Genomic DNA, 18,481 nt, shown 5'->3' with positions numbered 1-18,481 from the left:
CGGCTACAGGATGCCCTTGACGCGCAGCGTCTCGATCTCGGCCGCGCTCATGCCGAGGATACCCGACAGCACCGCCTCGGTGTGCTCGCCCAGCACGGGCGGGGCCGAACGATAGCTCGGCGGCGTCGCGCTGAGCTTCACCGGGTTGGCGATGACCTTCACCGTCGCGCCGCTGCCGTGCTGCATCTCGAGCGTCATGTCGCGCGCCTGGACATGCGGGTCGGCGAAGACGTCCTTCAGCGTGTTGATCGGGCCGCAGCCGATCTTCTGCGCTTCCAGCGCCTCGACCCATTCGGTCGTGGTGCGGGACTTCATCACCGGCGTCAGCGTCTGCGTCACCAGGTCGCGGTTGGCGACGCGCTTCGGATTGGTGGCGAAGCGTTCGTCGGTCAGCAGATGCGCCTGGCCGAAGGCCTTGCAGAAGCGTTCGAAGGTGGGGTCGTTGCCGACCGCGAGGATGATGTAGCCGTCCTTGGTCGGGAATTCCTGGTACGGGCTGATATTGGGGTGCTGGTTGCCCAGGCGCGGCGGGTTCTCGCCGGTGGAGAGATAGTTCATGCCTTGGTTCGCCAGCCACGCCACATGGGTGTCGAGCATGCCGATGTCGATCTGCTGCCCCTGCCCCGTCGCGGTCCGGTGGTTCAGCGCGGCCAGGATGCCGATGCAGCCATAAAGCCCAGCGAACAGGTCCGCGACCGGGATGCCGACCTTCTGCGGGCTGCCGTTCGGCTCGCCGGTCAGGGACATCACGCCGCCCATCGCCTGGATCAGCGCGTCATAGCCCGGACGCGGGGCATAGGGGCCGGTCTGCCCGAAGCCGGTGATGGAGCAGTAGATCAGCCGCGGATACTTGTCCTTCAGCTGATCCCAGCCCAGGCCATACTTCGCCAGCGCGCCGACCTTGAAGTTCTCCACCAGGATGTCGCAGCCCTCGAGCAGGCGATGCAGGATCGCCTGCGCCTCCGGCTTCGCCATGTCCAGCGTGACCGACTTCTTGTTGCGGTTCACCCCGAGGAAATAGGCGCTCTCCTTGGTTTCGGGCCAGAAGGGGGGCGCGAAGCCGCGGGTGTCGTCACCGGCTTCGGGGCGCTCGATCTTGATGACCTCGGCGCCGAGGTCGCCCAGCATCTGGGTGCAGGTCGGTCCTGCCAGGACGCGGGTGAGGTCGAGGACGCGAAGACCCGAAAGCGGGCCCGGGGCGGCGGTGGTCATGCGGAATTCCCTCGTCAGTCCTGTCGCTTATAGGCGGCGAGGCGAGCGCGGCAAGCCATCGTGCACCAGCGCTTGGCCTTCGTCCCGCGGCACGCTTTGATAGGTGCAAAGCAATGATCCGGGGGAAATGCCGCCATGACGATCGCCCGCCGCAGCGTGATCGCGGGAATTGGTTTCGCGCCTTTTTCGGCCATGGCCCAGGGCCGCGCCGTTTCGCTGGTGGTGCCCTTCGCACCCGGCGGGTCCACCGACCTCGGCGCACGGCTGATTGCGCCACGCTTCGCCGCCCATCTCGGCCAGCCGGTCGTGGTGGAGAACCGGCCCGGCGCGGGCGGCGCCACGGCATCCGAACAGGTCAAGCGCGCAGCCCCTGACGGACAGACACTGCTGCTCGCGGTAGCCGCGACACATGGCGTCAACCCGGCCGTGTTCCGCGACCTGCCCTATGACCCCGAACGCGACTTCGCCGCGGTGGCGCTGCTCGGCGTGACAGGCTTTGTGCTGGTGGTAAGGACGGAATCCGGCATCACCGACCTCGCAGGGCTGCTCGCGCGATTGCGGGCCGAACCCGGCCGGCACAATTTCGGCTCGGCCGGTGTGGGCTCCATGCCGCATCTCGCGGGCGAATGGTTCCGCAGCGGGTATGGGCTGCAGGTCGAGCATGTGCCCTATCGCGGTGGCGGGCCGGCGCTGCAGGCACTGCTGTCGGGCGAGATCACCTTCATGATCGAATCCGTCCCCACCGTTGCCGGCGCCATGGCCGATGGTCGGCTCAGGGCGCTGGCGCGCGCGAGCCGCCGTGCCGAGGGGCCGCTCGCCGGCCTGCCGGCCATCGCGGATCACGGCATCGCCGGCTTCGATGCGGAAACCTGGATCCTGGCCGCCGCACCGGCCGGCACACCGGCTCCCGTACTCGCTCGGCTCAACGCCGCCTTCAACGCCGCCCTGGCCGACCCCGACCTCGCCCAACGGCTGCGTGGGATCGGTACCGAACCGGTAACCGACAGCACGCCCGCAACGGCTGCGCGCCATGTCCACGACGAGGTCGCACGGTGGCGCCGCGTCGCAGCCGCCGCCGATGTGAGGATCGAACGATGAAACGAGTTGCGCGACCGCTGATACTGCTGGCCGCCCTGCTGGTGCTCAGCGGCTGTTGTGGCCGTGGCCTTTGGTACTCGAGCCCGTCACGATCCTGCGCGCTGGACCTGCCGGGCCCGGAGACATTGCCAGCCTAGCCTTGCCCCAAAGCGCCCCCCGGCGCATGGTCCGGCGCCATCACAGACCCCGCGAACCACTCCGGGAGGATCACCATGCTCGACCGTCCGCACCCCACCCCCGCCGCCCCGTCCGCCGATCCTTTCGCGCTCGCCAAGGCGCTGTCAGGTGTCCATTTCATCGGCGGCGCCTATGTGCCGGCGCGTTCGGGCAAGACATTCGCCGTGGTGAACCCGGCGACCGGTGCAGAAGTCGCCCGCGCGGCCGAAGGCGACGCCGCGGATGTCGATGCCGCTGTCCAGAACGCGGCCAAGGCGCAGAACGAATGGGCCAAGGTCCCGGCCCGCAAGCGCGGCGCGCTGGTGCATCAATGCGCCCAGCTGCTCAAGGAACATGTCGATGAGCTCGGCCGGCTGATCGCGCTGGAAACCGGCAAGGCCCTGCGCACCGAATCCCGCGTCGAGGCCGGCGTCGTCGCCGATGTCTTCGAGTTCTTCGGCGGATTGGGTTCCGAACTGAAGGGTGAGAGCGTGCCCTTCGACCCGAAGGTGCTGTCGGTGACGGTGCGCGAGCCGCTTGGCGTGGTCGGCGCGATCATTCCGTGGAACGTGCCCATGCTGCTGATGGCGCTGAAGGTCGCGCCGGCGCTCGTGGCCGGCAATGCGGTCGTGGTGAAGTCGGCGGAAGAAGCCCCGCTCGCCGTGCTGCGCATTTGCGAGATCATGAACCGCGTCCTGCCGCCTGGCGTGTTCAACATGGTCTCGGGCTTCGGCCCGGAATGCGGCGCGCCGCTGGTCGAGCACAAGCTGGTCCGCAAGGTGACCTTCACGGGTTCGGTCGAAACCGGGAAGATCGTTGCGCGTGCCGCGGCTGAGAAATTGATCCCGGTTACGCTCGAACTCGGCGGCAAGTCGCCGATGATCGTCTTCGCCGATTGCGACTTCGACAAGACGGTGTCCGGCGCGCTGACCTCCATGCGCTTCACGCGCCAGGGCCAGTCCTGCACGGCGGCGTCGCGCATCTATGTCGAGCGCCCGATCTTCGACCGCTTCGTGAAGGCGATGACCGATGCGGTGAACGGGATGGTGATGGGCGATCCGCTCGACGAGAAGACCGACATCGGCACCATCGTCAGCGAAGGTCAGCTCGAGAAGGTGAAGGGCTTCATCGCCGAAGGCACGGCGACGCCGGGCGCGACCGCGCATGTGTGTTCCGCCATGCCGAAGGATCCGGCGCTGAAAAAGGGGCTGTTCATCCAGCCCGTCATCTTCACCGGCCTGACCAAGGACAGCCGCCTGGTGAAGGAGGAGATCTTCGGGCCCGTCACCGTGATCCAGGCCTTTGACAGCCCCGAAGCCGTGCTCGCCGAGGCGAATGATTCCGACTACGGCCTCGCCGCCTCGCTGTGGACGAACAACCTCAAGGTCGGGCTCGATCTCGCGCATCGGCTGGAAGCGGGCCTGGTGCAGATCAACCAGAACCTCGTGGTTCAGGCGAACCTGTCCTATGGCGGGGTGAAGTCCTCGGGTCTCGGCAAGGAAGCCTCGCTGGAAGCGATGCTCGAGCACTTCACGCACAAGAAGACCATCATGGTGAACATGGCGTGACGCCGATGCGTCGGCTCGCGGTCCTGGCGTTGCTGCTGGCCGGCTGTGCGGCGGAACCACCGCCGCCGGCCGCCGAGCCACCGCCGCCCCCACCCCCGGTGGGCTGGCGCCCGATCTCCACGCTCAGCACCGATGGCACCATCACCGGCGGCTATGTGCAGGATCGCGGCCTGGTCACCACCGGTGCGGTGCGTCGCGCCTGGATCCTGCTGAACCTGCGCGAGCCGATTCCAATTCCGGAAACCGGCGGCCGGGCGCAGTCGGTGCGCTTCGTCGGCGAGTACCGTTGTGCGCAGCGGCAATGGCGGCCACTCGAAGGTGCGTGGTTCGCCAAGCCGAACGCGCAGGATCCGGTGCATGCGGAACGCCGCCGCGGCGGCTTCCAGGCGGCTCCGGCCGGGACGCTCGACGGTGCCTTCCTGGACGCGGCCTGCGGGCTGTAGCCGCCGGCCGGGGACGTAGCCCCGGCCTGTCAGTCGTATTCCCCGAACAGCCGGAAGCGCAGCGCGCGGACGGTCTGCGCATCCGCCCCCAGCGCCACGGCGCGGCGATAGGCCTCGAGCGCTGGTTTCACTCGCTTGCGCAGGCGCTCCGCATCGGACAGGCCAACCCAGCCGGCGGGCAGGTCCGGCGCCGCTGCGGTGACGCGCTCGAACAATGCCGCGCCTTCATCATAGCGGCCGTCATCCAACAGTAGCTGGCCGAGGCGTGCCTCGGTTTCGACATGCCCGGGCGCGGCGGCGACCGCCGACAGCAACAGTTGCAGCGCCTCCCGCCGCCGGCCCTGGCGCAGCCAGGCGTCGGCCATGGCCAGGCTCACCGCCGGCGATCCGGCGTCCTCCTCGATGGCTTCGGCAAGGGCGTCGCGCGCGGCCTCCGCCTCCCCTCGCCCAAGCAGCAATTGACCGAGGAGGGCGCGCAGTTCCCGCGCCTCGGGCTGCGCCACCAGGCCGGTCCGCGCGACCTCCTCGGCCTCGGCCAATCGGCCCGCGGCCTCCAGCGCCTCGGCATGGCCGACCCAGGCCTGTCGCGGCGGATCGGCCATCGCGGTTGCGCGGGCGAAGGTCTCGGCCGCGCCATCGTAGTCCTTGTCGTCCAGCAGCATGCGCCCGAGCCGCAGGGCCACATGCACGCTGCCGCCGGGGCCGTCGAGCACGGATCGCGCGTGGCCGATCGCATCGCGGTTGCGGTGCTGCCGGCGCAATGCATCGATGAGGATGAGATGACCGCCATCGGTCGCCGGGGCGAGTTCGACCGCGCGGCGAGCTTCGCGCTCCGCTGCAACGCCGTCGTCCAACGCCAGCAGGAATGCCGCATGCCGCGTCGCGATCAGCGCATCCTGCGGATGCAGCACGGCCGCCCGAGCGGTTACATCGCGTCCGTCGGCATGCCGGCGCAGGACCATCAGCGCATCGGCCAGGCCATGCCAAGCCTGTAGCTCCTCCGGTGCCGCCCGTGTCAGTTCCTCGAAGCAGGCGACGGCGGCTTCCTCCCTCCCCGCGCCGAGCAGGATCCGCCCGCGCCGCTGCGCCAGGACCGTCGCACGCGGGTGCAGGCGTTGCCCGGCAGCGGCCGCATGGAGCGCGCTATCAACCCGGCCGGAGTGCCACAGCCGGTCGATCGCTCGCAGCCACTCCGCCTCCGGCGCCGCTCCGGTGGCGAGGAGGTCGATCAGCACCGCAAGGTGGATGCCGGCCGACCCATCCGGTGACGCCGGCTCCATCGCCGCGAGGCCGAGTCGGCTCGCACGATGGCCGGGCAGCTCCCGCAGTGCACGCAGGAAGGCGGCCTCCGCATCCGCCTCCCGCCTCGCCCAAAGATAGATCTCGCCAAGCAGGGCCAGAGCATCGGCATCGCGCGGCATCGCGGCCACCGCGGCCTCCGCCGCCGCCAGCGCCTCGTCGGTGCGGCCCAGGTGACGCAGCACCCGCACCAGGGCAAGGTGCAGCCTGTCATCGCGCAGCCCGGCGCGCATCGCCTCAAACAGGGCGGCTGCGGCATCCTCGTGGCGGCCAAGCAGTTGCAGGCATTGGATCAGATGCAGACGTGGCGCGACAGAGCCGGGTTCGGCTTCGATCCATTGCCGCGTGACCGCCGCCTCGGCCTCATGCTTGCGCTGCACGCGCAAGGCGCGCGCCTGGATCGCCAGGCGACGGCCCTCGTTGGCCACTACGGGCGCAGCCGCCACGGGCCGCCGCAAGGCGGCCGCGCACGTGCCGTGGCCGCGCGCCTCGAGCGCGTTGGCCAAGGCGGCGCGCAGGGTCGCCGAGGCGCGGCGCGCCTCACGCAGGATCGAAACGGCCCTTGCCCCGTCGCCCTCAAGCGCCACGGTCAGCAGCATGCCAAGCCGCCCCGTCTCCACGAGCATCGTCGCCAATCCCTGCCCGCCGCGCGGGACCGGCACGGCGCGCAGACGATGCATCGCGGCCAGGCGCCGCGCCTGGGCAGTATCCCGCTCCACCAGAGGATCGAAGGCGATGATCGGCAACAGGCTGAGATCGGCCGGCCGGACCGCCATGCCGGCATTGCGCCGTGGATCGAACACGCGCTGCGCACGTGGATCATCGGGCATGTCGGCAGGATCGATCGAATAGGCCGCGGACAGCGCGAGCGTCGCTTCGGCAACGAGGGCGCGGCCGAATTTCAAGGCCGCATAGCCGCCCATGCCGAGCCCGTAGGTAATGCGCGGGCCGGGTGGCATGGCCTGCAATGCCAGCGGCAGCAGCGTCGCCATCTCGTCGGCGGGGTACCAGCTCGGCTGGTGGGCCGCAAAAGCGACGGTGCTCCAGCCCGACCGCGCCGCCTGGCCGTACGCCCACCAATCGGCAGGCCCCGCCGGTTTGCCGCTCGGTGGCGTGAACACCACCAGGGTGCCCGGTCCCTGCCCCGGCCAGTGCCAGAGCCGGATGCTCGCGGTTTCCCCCAGCAGCCGTGGCGCAGGGCGCACGGCGGAGGGCTGCGGCGCCGGCGCAGCCGCGATGATGGGCCGTTGCTGGGGCCGGGCGAGCCGCGCCGCAGCGGCGGCCTCCCGCAAGGCATCACGCAGGCGATCATCGGCGAGGCCGGCCGCGATGGATTGCCGTGCGATGTCCTCCGCCTCGGCAGGGCGACCCAGCGCCATCAGGCGCTCGACCAGGCGCAGGCGCGGCTCGAAATCCCCTGGTGTCGCCGCCAGCCACTCGCGCAGGGCGGCGATCTCCCGCACCTCGTCGCCGATCCGGGCGAAGGCGCGCGCACGGGCCTCGATGGCACGGCCGTCATTGACCGAGCGCCGTTCGGCCTGCCGCTGCGCCAGCGCCGCCCAGCGCGGGTGGCCGTGGGCCTCCAGCAGCGCCGAGGCGGCGAGCAGCACGGTCGGTGCTTCGCGTCGCGCCGCGCGAATGCCGGCGACGGCATCGTCGTGGTGGCCGGCGAGCAATGCCTCGGCCACCGGGACCAACCGTCCCGTCTCGGAGAAGATCGCCGGCGTCGCGTGCCCGGCAAGCCGCAGCTTCACCGCCCGGATCCCCGGAAGCCGGGCAATAGCGCGTGCATGGCGGTCGTCGGATTGGGCTTCAGGATCCCACAGCAGCAACGCGCCATCGGGATAGTCACCGGGCGTGATCCGCATGTCCCTGTGGCGAAGCGGATCGAAGTAGGTCATCCCCCGCTCGCCGGTCGTCCCATCCGCCGGGTCGATCGAGTATTGCGCCGATAGCGCCAGCACCCCGCGTGAGCCGAGGGCCGAGCCGTATTTGAGCGCGGCATACCCGCCCATGCTGAAGCCATAGGTCACGATGGCCGGTTTGGCGGCCGCCCGGATGACGGGCAGCAATTCGGCCATGATGTCGCGCGGATACCAATCATAGGCCGTGGCCGCGACGCCAATGACATCGATCCCCTCGCGGCGGCCCAGGCCCACGCCCCACCACCGGTCGCCCACGAGATGAGCCTGCCGCGGCCCGAAGGTGACCAACGTCCAGTCGGTGCGTCCCGGCCGATGGAAGACTCGGGTACCACCGGCTTCGTGCAGCAGATGGGAGCGGGGCGGCATCGTCATGCCCTTGGGGTTAGAGCAGATCACGATCGGTTGGAATCACCCAGGGCCACGGAAGGACCCCGGTCCGGGAGAGGCAGCCCGGGCTTCCGTTCCGCGCCATGCGCACCCATTGTGACGCCATGTCCTTGATTCTGCGTTGGGCAGGCCGCGCGGCAGCGGCCCTCATCCTCCTTGCCGTCACGGGAACCATTCTGCTCCTCGGCGCGGTCTGGTGGACGCTGCCGGCGCGCGATGGGCGGCTCGTGTTGCCCGGCCTGTCGGCCACCGTCGATGTCGCCTTTGACGGGCACGGTATCCCGCATGTCACCGCGGCCTCCGACTCGGATGCCTGGACCGCGCTGGGCTGGCTGCATGCGAGAGATCGCATGTTCCAGATGGACTCGATGCGCCGCGGCGCCGCCGGGCGCCTGGCGGAGATCACCGGGGCGCCGGCGGTACGACTTGACCGGTACATGCGCATGCTTGGCCTGGTGCCGCGGGCCGAGGCCGATCTCGCCGCCCTGCCGCCCGAGGCACGACGCAGCCTCGAAGCCTATGCGGCCGGGGTGAACGCCTGGATCGCCGTGCGCGGGCGCTTCGCCGGGCCGGAATTCGTCCTGCTCGGCGCCCCGGAGCCTTGGCGGCCGGTGGACAGCCTGCTCTGGGGCAAGGTGATGGGTCTCTGGCTGTCGGGGAACTGGCGCACCGAGCTCGACCGTGCGCGCCTCGCGGCGATCCTGCCGCCGGATCGGCTGGAGGACCTCTGGCCGATCGATGCATCGCCCGGCCGACCGGATGAACCCTCCCGGCCGCGCGGAACCGCGGCGCATTCGGCGATGCCGGACGAACAGGCTACGGCATCGCGGCTGGACGGGCTTGAGGGCCTGGTCGCGCAATTGCCGACCTTCCCGCTCGATGCGCCGCTGCCGGCCATGGCCTCCAACGCCTGGACCGTCACCGGACCGCGGACGGCGCGCGGCGCACCGTTGCTGGCAAGCGACCCGCATCTTGGCTACACCGCGCCGATCCTGTGGTACCTGGCGCGCATCGAACTGCCAGGCGGGCATGTGCTGGCCGGCGCGACGGCCCCCGGCGTTCCCGGCATCGTGATCGGGCGGAACGAGCGCCTGGCCTGGGGTTTCACCACCACCCATTCCGACACGCAGGACATCTTCATCGAGCGTCTGGCGGGCCCCGCCGCCTACCAGACCCCGGACGGCCCCCGCGCTTTTTCGACGCGTGAGGAAGTGATTCGCGTCCGCTGGGGCGATCCCGTCCCGGTGACGGTGCGAGAGACGCGGCATGGCCCGGTGATCTCGGATCTCGACGCGCCCCAGGGGCGCCCGGACGGCACGGTTCTCGCGCTTGCCATGGCGAGCCTCGCACCGGGCGACACCGCCGCGGCGGGGCTGCTGGCATTGAATGCCGCCCGGAGCATCGAGGCGGCGCGCGACGCTGCGCGGCTGATCAGCAGCCCCGCGCAGAACCTGATGGTCGCCGATGCCGGAGGGGGCATTGCCATGTACCTCACAGGCCGGGTGCCGCTGCGCCGGTCGGGAGATGGCAGCCGGCCGGTGCCGGGTTGGGACGGGCGGGCCGATTGGGATGGCTTCCTACCCTTCACTGCCCTGCCCCACGTCGAGAACCCGACGAGCAACCTCCTCGCCAACGCCAATAACCGCATCGTTCCGCCGGGCCATCCCGCCTTCCTCGGCCGCGACTGGTTTGGCGATTGGCGCTTCCGCCGCATCGGGGCGATGCTCGAGGCACGGCCGCGGCTGGAGCCCTCCGACTTCTCGGCCATGCAGGGCGACACGGTATCGTTGTTCGCGCGTGAGGTGCTGCCGGCCATCCTGGCGGCCCCGCGGCCGGATGGCGCCGGCGGGGCGGCCTACGACCTGCTTGCCGCCTGGGACGGATCAATGGAGGGTCAGCGGCCGCAGCCGCTGATCTTCCATGCGACCCTTGGCCGGTTTGCCCGAGACATCCTGGCGCGCGCCGGCGTGCAGGATGATGCCTGGCGTGCGAGCCCGGAGTTCCTACATCGGTTGCTGACGGTGCCGGAACGCGGCCAGGCCTGGTGTGGCGCGCCTGGCTGCGGACCGCTGCTGTCGGCAGCCTTGGGGCGGGCGGTCGCCGACCTTGCGCCGATCCATGGGGCCGATCCTTCCGCATGGCGCTGGGCCGCCGCACACCAGGCCCGGTTCGAGCACCCGCTGTTCCGCTTCATCCCCGGCATCGACAGCCTCACCCGCCTCGTGACCCCGTCGGCCGGGGATGGCGAGACGGTCAACCGGGCGGGGCTGCGCGCCGAAGCGGACGGCAAGTTCGGCAATATCCACGGTGCCGGGTTCCGCGGCGTCTTCGACCTGTCGGACCCGGCGGGAGCGTGGGTGGTGATCGCGACCGGCCAGTCGGGCCATCCGATGAGCCGCCACTGGTCGGACCTGCTGCAGGCCTGGCGCGACGGTGCGTTGCTGCGGCTGGGTCCGATCCAGGGGGAACCGGCAGGTCGCCTGCGCTTGCTGCCATGATCCCGGGCAGTGGTTGATTCCGGGCCCCGGGACGCCGACACTAGCATGCGGATATCGGAGGGCACCGCGGGCGCGGCGGCCTTCATCACGGACCGCCGGCCTTCATCCCCGGCGGCCTGCGCTTCAACACCTTTCGCCGCGGCACGCGGCGAGCTTCGCGGGCAGGACACCAGGGACCCACCGATGCTGCAGCGTTCCGCCCGCCGACCGCAGTTCTTCTACACGACCGCACCGCTTCCCTGCCCCTACCTGGTCGGCCGGACCGAGCGGAAGGTAGTGACGGAACTCTCGGGCACGGATGCCGAGGCGCTGCACGACAGGCTGTCGCGCGCGGGCTTCCGGCGCAGCCACAACATCGCCTACTCGCCGGTCTGCCCGGGCTGCCAGGCCTGCATTCCCATCCGCATCGACGCCCGCGCCTTCGAACCCGATCGGACGCAGCGACGCGTCGCCCGCGACAATGCCGGCATCGTCTCCGCCGAGATGCCCCCGCGTGCGAGCGCCGAACAGTTCGCGCTGTTCAACCGATACCAGAAGGCGCGGCACGCCGATGGCGACATGGCCGCGATGGGCTTCTACGACTACCGCGCGATGGTCGAGGACACGCCGATCAGTAGTAGCATCGTCGAGTTGCGCGACGGCACCGACCGGTTGCTCGGCGCCTGCCTGACCGACCGGCTCTCCGACGGGCTGTCGGCCGTCTACTCCTTCTACGATCCGGGCGAGGAGAAGCGCTCGATCGGCACCTACATCGTGCTTTGGCTGGTGCAGCGCGCGCGCGAATTGCGCCTGCCCTACGTCTACCTCGGCTATTGGGTGCCTGAGAGCCGGAAGATGGCCTACAAGGCCCGCTTCCGCCCGAGCGAGGTGCTGATGGGTGGAAGCTGGCGGGTGTTGACCGAGGAAGCCGCCCCATCGCCGGTCGGCGCCGCGATGACGACCAGCGTCGAGGCTTGAGCCGCCGGCCGGCGCCCCTTCCGGCGCCTGCCACGAAACCTTGTGTCAACTCCATCACTGCCGGATTGCCCGCACGGAAGTAGTGGCTTCGTCCCGGGGCCTTTGGCATGGGAACGCCCGCCACACGCCGGCGCCTTGTTCTCCGATTGTTGGATTTCTTTACATCCGGCGGTTTCATCAGCGCCATTGGGTTTCAATTATTTGATATATCAACAGAAAATGTAACGGCATGCGAATTGCTGCAGGGGCATGGGGCCGGATTGAGCTCACCGCCGGCCGTACAGAAGGGAACCTCCAGATGCGCGCTGGCAGACAAGGCTTTACGCTCCCGGCACTCCTCTTCGCGGCCATGGGGATCGCAGGCGCGCAGGCCGCGCCGACCACATTTTCCGGGATTGACGCGAACGGCAACGGCGCGGTTCCACTGGCCTCCACCCCCAATGCCGACGCCGCCCGCAACGCCTTCTTCTCGAACCTGTCCGGTGTCGGCACGGAGACCTTCGAAGCGCGTTCCGGTGGTGCTCCACTCGCCATCAACTTCGGCGCCGCCGGCACGGCGACCGTTACCGGCCCTGGTGGCGTTTCCATCGTCACGCCGGGCACGACGAACGGATTCGGCCGATACAGCGTGCCGTCCGCCACGTCATCCAGGTTCTGGGAGGCCCAGGCCGGCACCGGCGGCATCAAAGTCACCTTCAGCGCGCCGATCGCCGCCTTCGGCTTCTACGGCATCGATATCGGCGACTTCGCCGGCACTGTTGCCCTGCAACTGACGGATACGGGCGGCAATCTCTCCACGTTGAACATTCCCGCCGCGGCAGCAAACAGCGCGGACGGCTCCGTCCTGTACTTCGGCTTCTTTGACACGGCCGTTCAGTACACGAGCGTGGCCTTCCTCACGACCGGCGGCACCGGCGACGTCTTCGCCTTCGACAATTTCAGCATCGGCTCGATTGAGCAGGTGGTGCCGGTGCCGGAGCCCATGTCGCTCGCACTCTTCGGCCTCGGCTTGGCCGGCCTCGGCATGATCCGTAGGCGCGCATAGGAACGGATCGCGAGAGCCGCGCGGCTCTGCCCTTCGAAGGCGGCCGGCGGCATCGCGCCTGTGTGACGCCACGATACCCATTGGGCTTTTGGCAGCGCCAATGGGTATCGGATGGCGGACGAAATGCTCCCCCAGCCGTCCTCTACGCGGCCTTGCGCACCATCTCCGCCGCGCGTTCGGCCAGCATCAGCACCGCCGGGTGAATGTTGGACGACGGCACCAGCGGGAAGACCGACGCATCCACCACCCGCAAGCCGGACACGCCACGCACCCGCAGTTCCGGGTCCACCACCGACCGGTCATCCGAGCCCATCCGGTTGGTGCCGCAAGGGTGGTAGACGGTCGCGCCATTGGCGCGGATGTAGTCCAGCACCTGGTCGTCCGTCTGCGTGCCGGCACCTGGGAATTCTTCGCTTTCGATCAGGCCGGCGAAGGGCTTGGTCTCGGCGATGCGCCGGCCCAGCCTGTGGCTTTCCAGCATGATGCGGATGTCGGAGGGCGCGGAGAGGTAGTTCGCACGGATCACCGGCTTGATGTCCGCGCTCGGTGCGCGAAGGGTCAGTTCACCGCGGCTGTCCGGCCGGCAGACACAGTAGTTGAAGGTGAAGCCGGGATACTTCGCGAGCGAACTTGCCCCGCGCGACTGGTCGCCCAGGCTGAAGTTGACGAATTGGAACTGCACCTCGGGCTCCTCCGACCCCGGCAGGACGCGCGCGAACAGGCTGGCTTCCGAGGCGCCGACCGCCATCTGATTCTTCCGCCGCAGGAACCAGCCGAGGCCAAGGCCCGCCGCGCGCATCGGGTTCGCCATGATCTCGTTCAGCGTACCGCAAGGCTTGGTACGGAAGGCGTAGCGGACCATGAAGTGGTCCTGCAGGTTCTTGCCGACCTCCGGCGCATGCGCCGTGACGGGGATGCCCATCGCCTGCAGCGCCGCGCCATCTCCAACGCCTGACAGCATCAGCAGCTTCGGGCTTTCTATCGCGCCGGCGCAAACGATGACCTCCCGCCGCGCCAGCCAGGTTTCCTCACCTTGCGGTCCGCGCACCACAACGCCGATGGCGCGCCCGTCACGGAACAGGATGCGCTGGCCGACCCGTTCGGTTTCCACACGCAGGTTCGGCCGATGCAATGCGGGCTTCAGGTAAGCGGTGGCCGGCGACCAGCGCCAGCCGCGATGGACGTTGAGCTGGTTCGGCGCGACGCCCTCGAACCACGCCGCGTTGTTGTCTGGGTTGCGTTCAAAGCCAAGCTGCGTGCAGGCCTGGACGAAGGCGCGGCAGCCTTCGGAGGGTTCCGGCACCTCGCCCACCTGCACCGGGCCATCCTTGCCGCGGAATTCGCTGTCCGGGCCGGCGAAGGTCTCCAGCTTGCGGAAGGCCGGCAGGCAGTCGTCATAGGACCAGCCGCGCGCACCGGATTGCGACCAGCGATCGTAGTCGCGCGGCGATCCGCGCAGGAAGACCAGCCCATTGACGCTGCCGGACCCGCCGATGACCCGCCCGCGCGGCCAGTAGAGGCTGCGGCCGCCGAGTTCGGGTTCGGCCTCGGTCTGGTAGTTCCAGTCGAATTTCCGCGTCACGTAGAGCCGCGCGAAGCCCATCGGGATGTGGATCCAGGGATTGCGGTCCCAGGGGCCGGCCTCGAGCAAGGCAACCTGCGATGCCGGGTCCTCCGACAGGCGCCCGGCCATGACGCAGCCGGCAGAACCACCGCCGAGGATGACGTAGTCGGCTTCCCTGTTGATCAACGCGTAGCCCCCCTTGGGTCTATTCGAGAACGATGTTGGCGCTGCGGGCGAGGCCGCGGAAGGTCTCGAGTTCCCGCACCATGAAGGCCGCAAAGGCTTCCGGCGTCGTCTGCGCGGGCATCTCCAGGAACTGGCGTCGATAGGCCTCGGCCGTGTCCGGCAGGGCGAGGAAGGCCGCGGTCTCGGCAGCCAGCCGTGCGACGACCGGCGCGGGCGTGCCGGCCGGCGCGGCGAGCCCGTGCCACGAGGCAAGCTCGGCGCCCGGATAGGTCTCATTCAGAGCGGGCACGTCCGGGAAGCCGGGCATGCGCGTCGCCATGGTGGTGGCGAGCGCGCGCAGCCGCCCTTCCTGGATCACCTGCGAGGTCGTGGCAGCGACGTCGAGCGTCGTCTCGACCGTGCCGGCGAGGATCGCCTGCAGCATCGGCCCGCCGCCGGTGAAGGGCACATGCGTCAGTTGGATTCCCGCCTTCTGCTGGAACAGCTCCATGCCGAGATGCAGCGAGGATCCGACGCCGGAGGAGCCGTAGTTGATCGTCCCCGGCCGCGCCTTCGCCGCTGCGACGAGGTCGGCAACGGTCCATACATCCGGCAGTTTCTGCGGATTGACCAGCAGCAGCGCCGGCGTGACGGCGAGGTTGGAGACCGGAGCGAAGTCGCGGATCGGGTCGTAGGGCGGCGGCTGGCGTCGCACCGCCGGCAGGATCGCATTGGCCGCGATGTTGATAAGGCCGATCGTATGGCCGTCCGGCGTAGCCTTGGCCAGCAGGTCCACGCCGATTGAGCTCCCCGCGCCGGGACGGTTCTCGACCACGAAGGGCCTGCCGAGCACCTGTTGCAGGCGGGCAGCCAGCATCCGCCCGACAATGTCGGCCGCCCCGGCGGGCGGAAAGGGGACGATGAAGCGCACCGGGCGGTCCGGCCAAGCGGTCCGGGCCGGGGCGAGGCGCGGCGTAGCGGCCAGGGCACTGGCCACCAGCAGGGCACGCCGTGTTGCGGCCATGGTCCATTCCCTCCGCTGTTCTGCTGCGGCATCGTTGCGGGGCGCTTCGCCACGGTCAACGGCGGAGCACGGAGGAGATTGCGCATGGCGTCCCTGCACGGCGTCTTCCCGGTGCTGCCGACACCCTTCGCGCCCGATGGCACGCCGGACAAGGCAGCCTTCGCGGAGCTGATCGATTTCGCCGTCGCATCGGGCGTGCAGGGCGTCGTCTATCCCGGCATGGCAAGCGAAGTGGAGACGCTGAGTGCGGAGGAGCGCGCTGGGATGGTCGCCGCACTCGGCCGGGAACTGCGCGGGCGCTTGCCTTTCGTGGTCGGCGCTTCCGACGCCGATCCGGACCGAGCGGCCGCGCGGGCACGCGAGGGGATCGCGACCGGGGCCGTCGCGGCCATGGTCATGGCACCGCCGGGGGCGGGCCAGGATGTCGCCAAGCAATCAGCCTTCTTCGCCGCGATGGCCGCCGGCGTGCCGGGCCTGCCGATCATGCTGCAAAACGCGCCGCCGCCGAACGGCGCAGGGTTGGCCCCGGACGCGGTCGCCGCCGTGTGCCGCGCGGTCCCCGCCATCCGCTACGTGAAGGAGGAGACGCTACCCTGCGGCCAGCATGTCTCGCGAATCCTCGCGGCGACGGGGGATCGGCTGGACGGCGTGCTCGGTGGGGCAGGCGCGCGCTTCGTGATGGATGAACTCGCGCGCGGCGCCTGCGGCACCATGCCGGCCCTCGAGGTCGCGGATGCGCATGCGCTTCTGTGGTCGCTCTGGCGTGCGGGCGACGCCGCCGGCGCGCGCCGCATCTACGACGCGACCCTGCCGCTGCTGTGCAGCCAGATGGTCTTCCGCGTGCGCGTGACCAAGGAAGTGCTACGTCGCCGTGGCATTCTGGCGCACACGGCCGCGCGCGCGGCCGGCCCGGTGCCGGATGAGGCGGATGTCGCCGAGATCGGCGCGCTGCTCGCCACCGCGGCACCCGTGCTGCCGATACCCCTGCCGTGAGCGCGATCGACGCCATCCGCAAGGTCGAGGCGCTGATCGTCGAGATTCCGCGGGACGAGCCGTACCTAGGGCCGTTGCGCGAGGGGGAAAGCGTCAACCGCCGCGGATACATCGTGCGTCGTGGCAACCGCACGCTCTATCCCACCAAGGACCGATCCGTCGTGGTGCGGCTCGAGGGGGAGAGCGGTACCGTCGGATGGGGCGAAACCTACGGCATCGTGGCCCCCGGCGCCGTGAAGGAGATCATCGAGGATGTGATCGCGCCGGTGCTGGAAGGGCGCGATCCTTCCGCGCCGGCGGCGATCCACGAGGATCTCTACGACCTGATGCGCGTGCGCGGCTTCTTCGGCGGCTTCTACCTCGATGCGCTGGCAGCGGTGGACATCGCGCTGTGGGACCTTCTCGGCAAGCGGCTCGGCGTGCCGGTCTCGACGCTGCTTGGCGGGCGGCGACACCAGCGCATCCCGGCCTATGTCTCCGGGCTGCCCCGCGCGACGCTCACCGAACGCTGCGAGTTGGCACAGCATTGGATCGAGCGTGGCTTCCGCGCCGTGAAGTTCGCCGCCGCGGTGGCCGATGACGGCGTCGTCGCCGAAATGGCTGCGTTGCGCGAGGCACTGGGCGAAGCGCCCGAGATCATGGCCGACCTGCATTGGCGCCACACCGCACCCGAGGCGATCCGCCTGATCCGCCGGCTGGAACCGCATCGCCTGGCCTTCGCCGAGGCGCCCTGCGCGCCCGAGGACATCGAGGGCCAGGCGCTGGTGGCGCGCGCGATCGGCGTGCCGGTGGCGCTGGGCGAGGAGTTGCGCACCATCCATGAATGGCTGCCGCGCCTCGAACGCCGCTGCTGCGGCGTGGCGCAGCCGGAGATGGGCCATACCGGTATCACCGAATTCGCCCGCATCGGCACGCTGGCCCATGCCTTCCACATCGCCGTCGCGCCGCATGCGGCAATCGGGGTCGGGATCTTCATGGCGGCCAGTCTGCAGGCGGCGAGCACGCTGCGCACGCTGACCTGGCACGAATACCAGCACAGCATCTTCGATGCGAATTTGCGCTACCTGGCTGGCGACATGACCTGCGCCGAAGGCTTCTACGGCCTGCCGAGCGGGCCGGGGCTCGGCGTCGAGCCGGCCCCGGCAATGTTCGACCGCGTGGTCGGCTGATCGCGCGTCAGGCGTTCCAGTCGGCGGCGACGAAGCGGAAGCCGTTGCCGTCCTTCGCGATGAAGCCGTTGGATGGGAAGGGAAAGTGATAGCCGGTGACGCGCACCCGATCCGCCGCGGCGCGGTCGAGGATGCGCCGGCGCGACGCCGCCGCCGCCGGCCCGTCAAAGTCGAAGATCGAGACATAGTCCGGCCGCCGGGCGAAGAGTTCCGGCCGATGGGTGATGTCGGCAAGCATCAGGAACTGCTCGTTGCCGTCCGCGACCTGCACCACCGTGTGGCCGGGGCTGTGGCCATGGGCGGCGATGGCACGGATGCCCGGGGCGATCTCTGCCTCAGGCGCGAAGCGGCGGACGCGTCCCTGATAGGGCGCAAAACGGCGGGCGAAATTTGCGAAGTTCACGCGCTGGCCCTCGGGGCCCCGCGCGGCGTTCCCGGCATCGGCCCACCAGGCGTATTCCGTCTCGCAGATCGCAATCTCCGCATTCGGGAAGACAGCCGTCCCATCCGCCGTCGTCAGGCCGTGAATGTGGTCCTGATGGCAATGGGTGATGACCACCAGGCCGATGCGGGCAGCATCGATCCCCGCGGCCGCCATGTTCGCCGCGAGCCGCCCGGCGGTCGGCGTCAATTGCCCGCCGGTGCCAGCATCGAACATCACCAGCTGCCGGCCGGTATCGACGACGGTGACGTTGTAGGGGCCGATGTAGTGGTCGGTCGGCAGGAAGGATTCGGCAAGCACCGCACGCACATCATCGAGCGGCGCGTTGCGCACCAACCCATCGACATTGCGCCTGGCGAAGCCGTCATTGAGGACGGTGACGGTGAAGCCGCCGACCTTGAAGCGATGGAAGCCCGGCGCCTGCTGTGGCTCGGTCGCGGCTTGGGCGGAGGCGGCAGAAGGCATCGCCGCGGCGGCAACTGCGGAGGCAGCGGCAGGGCCCGCCGCGCGACGCGTGAGACTGGTCATGTCATTCC

At 69.8% G+C, this 18,481-nt stretch carries 13 protein-coding genes; 8 read left to right on the top strand and 5 right to left on the bottom strand.

Features of this window, described 5'->3' with window-relative positions; genetic code table 11:
* Positions 1-3 precede the first annotated feature (3 nt).
* Positions 4-1,212 carry a CaiB/BaiF CoA transferase family protein gene (locus AC2YHJ_RS02015; RefSeq protein ID WP_487393634.1) on the bottom strand — a complete coding sequence of 403 codons (1,209 nt, stop codon included), beginning with the start codon at positions 1,210-1,212 and terminating at the stop codon, positions 4-6.
* A gap of 135 nt (positions 1,213-1,347) precedes the next feature.
* Between AC2YHJ_RS02015 and AC2YHJ_RS02010 the strand changes: the two genes are divergently transcribed.
* From AC2YHJ_RS02010 to AC2YHJ_RS02000, 3 genes are all read left to right on the top strand, one after another.
* Positions 1,348-2,310 (top strand): Bug family tripartite tricarboxylate transporter substrate binding protein, encoded by a 963-nt coding sequence (locus AC2YHJ_RS02010; RefSeq protein ID WP_487393633.1) that lies wholly within the window; start codon positions 1,348-1,350, stop codon positions 2,308-2,310.
* A gap of 212 nt (positions 2,311-2,522) precedes the next feature.
* The gene (locus AC2YHJ_RS02005) at positions 2,523-4,034 is read left to right on the top strand and encodes an aldehyde dehydrogenase family protein (RefSeq protein WP_487393632.1); all 1,512 of its coding nucleotides are present in this window, start codon (positions 2,523-2,525) and stop codon (positions 4,032-4,034) included.
* Positions 4,035-4,039: 5 nt separating this feature from the next.
* Entirely contained in the window at positions 4,040-4,477 is a 438-nt protein-coding gene (locus tag AC2YHJ_RS02000) for a surface-adhesin E family protein (protein ID WP_487393900.1), read from the top strand.
* A 29-nt stretch (positions 4,478-4,506) separates the two neighbouring features.
* On the opposite strand, the gene AC2YHJ_RS01995 is transcribed toward AC2YHJ_RS02000, so the two are convergent.
* Positions 4,507-8,067, bottom strand: a complete 3,561-nt coding sequence (locus AC2YHJ_RS01995) for a tetratricopeptide repeat protein (RefSeq protein ID WP_487393631.1) — start codon at positions 8,065-8,067, stop codon at positions 4,507-4,509.
* A 125-nt stretch (positions 8,068-8,192) separates the two neighbouring features.
* Here AC2YHJ_RS01995 and AC2YHJ_RS01990 point away from each other — a divergent pair, with 125 nt between their 5' ends.
* From AC2YHJ_RS01990 to AC2YHJ_RS01980, 3 genes are all read left to right on the top strand, one after another.
* Entirely contained in the window at positions 8,193-10,586 is a 2,394-nt protein-coding gene (locus AC2YHJ_RS01990; protein ID WP_487393629.1) for a penicillin acylase family protein, read from the top strand.
* 183 nt (positions 10,587-10,769) lie between these two features.
* Positions 10,770-11,543, top strand: coding sequence for an arginyltransferase (locus AC2YHJ_RS01985; protein WP_487393628.1), 774 nt, complete (start codon positions 10,770-10,772; stop codon positions 11,541-11,543).
* A 298-nt stretch (positions 11,544-11,841) separates the two neighbouring features.
* Complete coding sequence (locus AC2YHJ_RS01980) at positions 11,842-12,588, top strand: PEP-CTERM sorting domain-containing protein (RefSeq protein WP_487393627.1); 747 nt, start codon at positions 11,842-11,844, stop codon at positions 12,586-12,588.
* A 142-nt stretch (positions 12,589-12,730) separates the two neighbouring features.
* On the opposite strand, the gene AC2YHJ_RS01975 is transcribed toward AC2YHJ_RS01980, so the two are convergent.
* Complete coding sequence (locus AC2YHJ_RS01975) at positions 12,731-14,338, bottom strand: GMC family oxidoreductase (RefSeq protein WP_487393626.1); 1,608 nt, start codon at positions 14,336-14,338, stop codon at positions 12,731-12,733.
* Between the two features lie 19 nt (positions 14,339-14,357).
* Positions 14,358-15,341, bottom strand: coding sequence for a Bug family tripartite tricarboxylate transporter substrate binding protein (locus AC2YHJ_RS01970; RefSeq protein ID WP_487393625.1), 984 nt, complete (start codon positions 15,339-15,341; stop codon positions 14,358-14,360).
* A gap of 84 nt (positions 15,342-15,425) precedes the next feature.
* Between AC2YHJ_RS01970 and AC2YHJ_RS01965 the strand changes: the two genes are divergently transcribed.
* Both AC2YHJ_RS01965 and AC2YHJ_RS01960 read left to right on the top strand, forming a co-directional pair.
* Complete coding sequence (locus AC2YHJ_RS01965; protein ID WP_487393624.1) at positions 15,426-16,334, top strand: dihydrodipicolinate synthase family protein; 909 nt, start codon at positions 15,426-15,428, stop codon at positions 16,332-16,334.
* Entirely contained in the window at positions 16,331-17,503 is a 1,173-nt protein-coding gene (locus AC2YHJ_RS01960; RefSeq protein WP_487393623.1) for a mandelate racemase/muconate lactonizing enzyme family protein, read from the top strand. The genes AC2YHJ_RS01965 and AC2YHJ_RS01960 overlap by 4 nt, the downstream gene beginning before the upstream one ends.
* Before the next feature lie 7 nt (positions 17,504-17,510).
* On the opposite strand, the gene AC2YHJ_RS01955 is transcribed toward AC2YHJ_RS01960, so the two are convergent.
* Positions 17,511-18,473, bottom strand: coding sequence for an MBL fold metallo-hydrolase (locus tag AC2YHJ_RS01955; RefSeq protein ID WP_487393622.1), 963 nt, complete (start codon positions 18,471-18,473; stop codon positions 17,511-17,513).
* Positions 18,474-18,481: the final 8 nt, after the last annotated feature.

It is taken from the genome of Roseomonas sp. SRI_022, assembly GCF_057586215.1.
This window is presented reverse-complemented; position numbering and strand designations above follow the sequence as displayed.